The 4,205-nt window shown below is 40.3% G+C and carries 4 protein-coding genes; all 4 read left to right on the top strand.

Annotated elements, in window-relative coordinates:
- Positions 1 to 372 (top strand): alpha/beta hydrolase fold domain-containing protein (locus UC75_RS22030; RefSeq protein WP_228137435.1); only part of this gene is annotated, 372 nt, incomplete at its 5' end.
- A 42-nt stretch (positions 373 to 414) separates the two neighbouring features.
- The gene (cntA, locus tag UC75_RS15930) at positions 415 to 1,530 is read left to right on the top strand and encodes a carnitine monooxygenase subunit alpha (protein WP_005303109.1); all 1,116 of its coding nucleotides are present in this window, start codon (positions 415 to 417) and stop codon (positions 1,528 to 1,530) included.
- Between the two features lie 63 nt (positions 1,531 to 1,593).
- Positions 1,594 to 3,045 carry an NAD-dependent succinate-semialdehyde dehydrogenase gene (locus tag UC75_RS15925; RefSeq protein ID WP_049838152.1) on the top strand — a complete coding sequence of 484 codons (1,452 nt, stop codon included), beginning with the start codon at positions 1,594 to 1,596 and terminating at the stop codon, positions 3,043 to 3,045.
- A 47-nt stretch (positions 3,046 to 3,092) separates the two neighbouring features.
- Positions 3,093 to 4,049 (top strand): carnitine monooxygenase, reductase subunit CntB, encoded by a 957-nt coding sequence (gene cntB / locus UC75_RS15920; RefSeq protein WP_049838151.1) that lies wholly within the window; start codon positions 3,093 to 3,095, stop codon positions 4,047 to 4,049.
- Positions 4,050 to 4,205: the final 156 nt, after the last annotated feature.

Below are 4,205 nucleotides of genomic sequence, written 5' to 3'. Positions count from 1 at the left end.
CCAGCCGCACAAAAGCATGCCCATGCGCCGTTATTAACAACCGAAGATATGCATTTTTATTTAAAGGAATATGCTCCGAACTCTCAAGATTGGCAGGATTTACGTCTAGCGCCTTTATTGGCAACTGATTTTTCAGATATGCCTACAAGTTTTGTGGCAGTTGCAGAGTATGACCCTTTAAGTGATGACGGCTATTTCTTTACCCAAAAATTGGAACAAGCAGGAATTTCGAGTGAGTTCCATTTAGGCAAAGGTTTATTACATGGCAGTTTACGTCTCATGCGTGACTGCCCAGAAGTTCAACAGTTATATCAAAACATGCTGAGTGCGATACGTCGCATGTTTGGCAGTGTCGAAAAGACATCAATTTAATATCGAGTCATTTGGACGAAAAGAATTTAATGGAGTAATAACATGAATGCAGTTGAAAAATTACCTGAAGATTTTTGTGCAAACCCAGATGTTGCATGGACTTTTCCTAAAGTTTTCTATACTTCATCGCAAGTTTTTGAGCATGAGAAAGAAGCGATCTTTGCTAAAAGCTGGATTTGTGTTGCACATGGTAGTGAGTTAGCACAGCCGAATGACTATATTACCCGTAAAGTAATTGGTGAAAATATTGTCATCATTCGCGGTAAAGATAGCGTTTTACGAGCTTTTTATAATGTATGTCCACACCGTGGTCACGAACTTTTAAGTGGCAGTGGTAAAGCAAAAAATGTAATTACCTGCCCATACCATGCTTGGACTTTTAAGCTAGATGGTAGTTTAGCTTTGGCACGTAACTGTGACCATGTTGAATCTTTCGATAAAGAAAACTCAAGCATGGTGCCTTTAAAAGTTGAGGAATATGCTGGCTTTGTTTTCATTAATATGGATGAAAATGCGACATGCGTAGAAGACCAACTTCCAGAATTTGCTGAGCGTTTAAATCAAGCATGTAGCGTGATTAAAGATCTGAAACTGGCGGCACGTTTTGTGACAGAAACGCCAGCAAACTGGAAAGTGATTGTTGATAACTATCTAGAGTGCTATCACTGTGGGCCTGCACATCCTGGTTTTGCCGATTCGGTACAAGTTGATAAATATTGGCATACCACACATCAAAACTGGACTTTACAGTATGGTTTTGCGCGTTCATCAGAAAAGTCATTCAAGCTTGATCCATCAATAACAGATCCTGAATTTCATGGTTTCTGGACTTGGCCTTGTACCATGTTCAACGTACCACCAGGCAGCAACTTCATGACTGTGATCTACGAGTTCCCAGTAGATGCAGAAACGACTTTGCAGCATTACGATATTTACTTCACGAACGAAGAACTCACTCAAGATCAGAAAGACTTGATTGAGTGGTATCGCAATGTATTCCGTCCTGAAGACTTGAACTTGGTCGAAAGCGTACAACGTGGTTTGAAATCACGTGGTTATCGTGGTCAAGGCCGTATTATGACTGACAAGCAACGTTCAGGAATTAGTGAACATGGTATTGCTTACTTCCAACATCTTGTAGCGCAGCATCACAAATAAAACAAATGGATTTATTCAGGTGTAAAGATGACTTACACCTGATTCTTCAGTTAGGAAGATGATATGTCGAGTTTACAAAGCACTGAATTATTTCAGCAACAAGCCTATATTAACGGGCAATGGCTAGCTGCACAGTCAAATGCAACGGTTCCAGTGATTAACCCAGCAACGGGCGAAGAAATTGGCACAATTCCCAATATGGGAGCGGTCGAGGCGACACAAGCGGTTGAGGCTGCTTATATAGCTTTGCAAAGTTGGAAAGCTTTAACTGCTCAAAACCGTGCAGATATTTTATTAGCTTGGTACAAACTGGTTCTCGATCATATCGATGAACTTGCTTTAATCATGACCATTGAACAAGGAAAACCTTTGGCAGAAGCGAAAGGTGAGGTGCGTTATGCTGCCTCATTTATTCAATGGTTTGCCGAAGAAGGCAAACGTATTTATGGTGATGTGATTCCAACCGTAAATAACCAGCAGCGTTTTATTATTAGTAAAGAACCTGTGGGTGTAGTGGCTGCCATTACGCCGTGGAATTTCCCAATCGCCATGATTACTCGTAAAGCAGCACCAGCTTTAGCAGCTGGATGTACGGTTGTCATTAAGCCAGCGAATGAAACGCCTTATTGTGCTTTAGCGATTGCGAAGCTTGCAGAAAAAGCAGGTATTCCGGCTGGTGTGATTAACGTCGTTACAGGTAAATCACAAGAAATTGGTTCGGTATTTACTTCACATGAGAAAGTGAAAAAATTGACCTTTACGGGCTCAACTCCAGTAGGGCGTTTATTGATGCAGCAGTGCTCAAGTACCATTAAAAAATTGGCGCTTGAGTTAGGTGGAAATGCTCCTCTGATTGTGTTTAATGACGCCGATTTAGATAAAGCTGTACAAGGTGCGATTTTTGCCAAGTTCCGTAATGCAGGCCAGACCTGTGTTTGTGCTAACCGCATTTATGTACACGACAATATTTATCAAGCTTTTGCCGAGAAGTTTGTTCAAGAAGTACAAAAGTTTAAAGTTGGTAATGGGCTTGAAGATTGCGTGCAAATTGGCCCATTAATTAATGAAAAAGCAGTGTTAAAAGCACAGCAGTTGATTGATGATGCGGTAAGTAAAGGAGCTAAAGTTGCTTGTGGCGGTAAACAACATGCTTTAGGACAAACCTTTTATGAGCCATCGGTTCTAACGAACGTAGACCGTACAATGGAAATTGTCCAAGAAGAAATTTTTGGTCCAGTTGCGCCGCTCATTCGCTTTACAGATGAAGCAGATGTTGTTGCTCAAGCCAATGACACCATTTTTGGTTTGGCTGCTTATGTTTATAGCGAAAATATTTCACGTTTATGGCGAGTGTCAGAACAGCTTGAATATGGAATGGTCGGTATGAATGCCACAGCAATTTCAAATGAAGTTGTACCATTCGGCGGTGTGAAGCAATCAGGTGTTGGGCGTGAAGGCTCAAAGTATGGTCTTGAAGAGTTCATGACCATTAAATATATGTGTTTAGGGCTTTAAGGATAAGCCCTAACAACAAGAATATGCGGTAAAAGAAGGATTCTAATATGGCTAGTCATTATGAAATGTTCCCGGCAGTTGTTACTCATGTGGAACAGCTAACCCCTTTAATCAAACGGTTCACGTTCAAACGTCAAGATGGGCAGAACTTTCCTCGATTTAGTGGGGGAAGCCATATTATTGTCAAAATGAATGAACAGCTTTCCAATGCGTATTCATTGATGAGTTGTACGCAAGATTTATCGACTTACCAAGTTTGTGTTCGTAAAGACGTGGAAGGTAAGGGCGGCTCGGTTTTCATGCATGATCAATGTAATGAAGGCTGTGAAATTCAGATTTCAGAACCAAAAAATTTATTTCCATTAGCTGAAACAGGCAATAAACATATTTTAATTGCAGGTGGTATTGGCATTACACCATTCTTGCCACAAATGGATGAGCTTGCAGCACGCGGTGCTGAATTTGAGCTACATTATGCCTACCGTTCACCTGAACACGCGGCTTTGTTAGATGATTTAAAACAGAAACATGCTGAGCATGTGTTTAGTTATGTTGACTCAGAAGGTTGCGCATTAAATTTGGATGAACTGATTTCATCACAACCTAAAGGTACACATGTCTATGTCTGTGGACCGAAACCTATGATTGATGCTGTGATTGATTGCTGTAATAAGCATCGTTACCGCGATGAATATATCCACTGGGAACAATTTGCTTCAACAGTTCCTGAGGATGGTGAAGCGTTTACGGTGGTACTTGCTAAGTCCAATCAGGAAATTGAAGTACAAAGTAATCAGACAATTTTACAAGCCATCGAAACATTAAATATTGATGTGGAATGTTTGTGCCGAGAAGGGGTTTGCGGTACATGTGAAACTGCCATTTTAGAAGGTGAAGCAGAGCACTTCGATCAATACTTAAGTGATGCAGAAAAGGCTTCACAAAAGAGCATGATGATTTGTGTATCAAGAGCAAAAGGAAAAAAACTAGTATTAGATCTCTAATATATTTCTTTGGTTGATCAATTGTTTAAAGTTCGGATTTGCTAAAAAATGAACAAATAATGATGATCTGAATCTTATTTGTTCATTTGGTGGAGTTTAATGGTTTTGAACTCTTGACCTGCTATACAGAACTATAGATAATGCGCACACAGTTTA

This window comes from Acinetobacter sp. V2 (assembly GCF_001188385.1).
Classification (GTDB): Bacteria; Pseudomonadota; Gammaproteobacteria; order Pseudomonadales; family Moraxellaceae; genus Acinetobacter; species Acinetobacter oleivorans.
This window is presented reverse-complemented; position numbering and strand designations above follow the sequence as displayed.